Genomic DNA, 2,607 nt, shown 5'->3' on the forward strand with positions numbered 1-2,607 from the left:
AATACGGGTAAAAAGCTTGTCCGTTCAGAGCATGGATTACTCACAACTATTGCCTGTGGTGCGAGTGGTGAGGTGAACTATGCTTTAGAGGGTGCCGTATTTAACGGTGGTTCTTGCGTACAGTGGTTACGTGATGAATTAAAGGTTATTAAGAATGCTAAGGATTCCGAGCTTTATGCAACACGTGTAAAGGATAATAATGGTGTATATGTAGTACCTGCTTTTACCGGATTAGGAGCACCATATTGGGACCCGACAGCACGCGGCGCAATTTTTGGTCTGACACGTGGGGCTAGTATTGAACATATTATCCGCGCAACTCTAGAGTCTATAGCCTTTCAAACTCGAGATGTTTTAGATGCCATGCAACAAGATGCAGAAGAAGAGCTTCGTACACTCCGTGTTGATGGAGGAGTAACGGAAAATAATTTCTTGATGCAATTTCAGGCCGATATTTTAACGACACCGGTAGAGCGTCCAATAATGAAAGAAACTACAGCATTGGGTGCAGCTTTCCTGGCAGGGTTGGCCACTGGTTTTTGGCAAGATCTTCATGAGTTAAGAAATAAATCTGCCATAGAAAAGGTATTTGAACCGAAAATGCCTTCTGAACAAGCTGAACTCATTTATAAAGGTTGGCTAAAAGCAGTTAAGCGTAGCCAAAATTGGGCAGAGGATTGAGCTTTTTCTTAACTAGTTGAATTCAATAGTAGGGTAGTCAATGGATAGTTAAATGCTAGAGGATGCAAAATTGATTATTCTACTTTTTTGATTGTTGTTTCATCAATTTGATGTTTTAATTTTTATAAGATCAACAATAAAAAGAACATGAGAAATGAAAGTACAACCTAATGATTATTCAAAAATATATGATATTGCTGTAATTGGTGGCGGTATTAATGGTGTTGGTATTGCCAATGATGCAGCAGGGCGCGGATTATCGGTATTTTTATGTGAAAAAGATGATTTAGCCAGCCATACCTCATCTGCTAGCAGCAAATTAATTCATGGCGGCCTACGTTATTTAGAACATAAAGAATTCAGGCTGGTCAGAGAAGCATTAGCAGAGCGTGAAGTATTGCTAGCTAAAGCACCACATATTATTAAACCCATGCGCTTTATTATGCCTCATCGACCACATTTACGCCCTGCATGGTTGATTCGTGCTGGGCTGTTTTTTTATGATCATTTGGGAAAACGAGAAAAATTATTAGGATCAAATCTCATTTATTTCAAAGAAGATAGCCCTTTAAAACCAGCGATAACACGTGGTTTTGAATATTCTGACTGTACTGTAGATGATGCGCGTCTTGTGGTGTTAAATGCACTACAAGCTAAAGAGAAAGGGGCAAAAGTCTTTACACGTACGCGTTGTGTTAAGGCTTATAGACAACAGGAGTTGTGGCATCTGGAGTTACAAAGCGGAGCTGAGTTTTATCAGATACGTGCGAAAGCTATTGTAAATGCGGCGGGACCTTGGGTTGAAGAAATTATTAGTGAAAACCTGAACTTAAGTTCACCTTATCAAATTAGGCTTATACAAGGAAGTCATATTGTTGTGCCAAAATTATATGACTGCCATAAGGCCTTTATTATGCAAAACGAAGATCGACGGATCGTTTTTGCAATTCCTTATTTAGAAAAATATACCCTCATTGGTACAACAGATCAGGAATACACAGGTGATCCACAAAAAGTAGAGATTACTGATGTGGAAATCGATTACCTTTTGACAGTGACAAATTCACATTTTAAAAAGCAGTTGACGCGAGCTGATATTGTAAGTCAGTACTCGGGTGTGCGTGCTTTATGTGATGATGAGTCGGATAATCCATCTGCAATTACACGCGACTATACTTTGGCTCTACAGGCAGAAGATAAAACCACACCATTGCTCTCAGTGTTTGGGGGCAAGATTACAACTTACCGAAAGTTAGCCGAGGCTGCTTTAGAGCATCTGGCTCCGTTTTTTAATGACATGGCAGAGGAGTGGACTGCAGATGAAGCATTACCTGGCGCCGAAAACTGGACAACCCTAGAGGATTTAATCAATCAGATTAAAACACGTGTAAGTGGAATTTCTGACTCACTTGCCAACCGTTGGGCTCATGCATATGGCACAAGAGTGTGGAATATGCTTAAAGAGCGAAATGCTATAGAACAATTGGGTCAACATTTTGGCCATGATTTGTTTGAGTGTGAAGTCAGATATTTGTGTGAATATGAATGGGCTCACGCAGCAGAAGATATACTTTGGCGCAGATCTAAATTAGGTTTGGCATTTGATGAAAAACAGGTAAAAGTTTTAGAAGCTTATTTATCAGAACGTCGATTAAAAGATGATGCCGCATAATAAAAAAGGTCGCACATGGCGACCTTTTTTATATAGAGCAATTAGAAGCCAGTTTTTACAGCTTCAAGTAAAGCTGCTTGACGTTCTTTTAATGCCTTAGGTAAGCGTTCGCCAAGTTTATTGAATAACTCAGTGTGGCTTTCAATTTCAGTAACCCACTGGTCTTTATCTTGATTTGTGATGAGGTCAAATTGTTCTTTAGTGAACTCAGTACCTTCCCAATTCAAGTCTTCATATGTTGGAACAAAACCGAT

The 2,607-nt window shown here is 39.5% G+C and carries 3 protein-coding genes; 2 read left to right on the forward strand and 1 reads right to left on the reverse strand.

Annotated elements, in window-relative coordinates:
• On the forward strand, window positions 1–681 hold a 681-nt coding region (locus VXQ92_RS15610; RefSeq protein ID WP_416682412.1), incomplete at its 5' end, for an FGGY-family carbohydrate kinase.
• 154 nt (window positions 682–835) lie between these two features.
• Window positions 836–2,353 (forward strand): glycerol-3-phosphate dehydrogenase, encoded by a 1,518-nt coding sequence (gene glpD / locus VXQ92_RS15615; RefSeq protein WP_416682413.1) that lies wholly within the window; start codon window positions 836–838, stop codon window positions 2,351–2,353.
• A 41-nt stretch (window positions 2,354–2,394) separates the two neighbouring features.
• On the opposite strand, the gene VXQ92_RS15620 is transcribed toward glpD, so the two are convergent.
• On the reverse strand, window positions 2,395–2,607 hold a 213-nt coding region (locus VXQ92_RS15620; protein ID WP_416682415.1), incomplete at its 5' end, for a phosphoenolpyruvate carboxykinase domain-containing protein.

The sequence above is a fragment of the Acinetobacter sp. 228 genome (assembly GCF_048147885.1).

Excerpts from the sequence above, each read along its gene's own strand:
- glpD (WP_416682413.1), top strand. The coding sequence starts at position 836 with ATGAAAGTACAACCTAATGATTATTCAAAAATATATGATATTGCTGTA.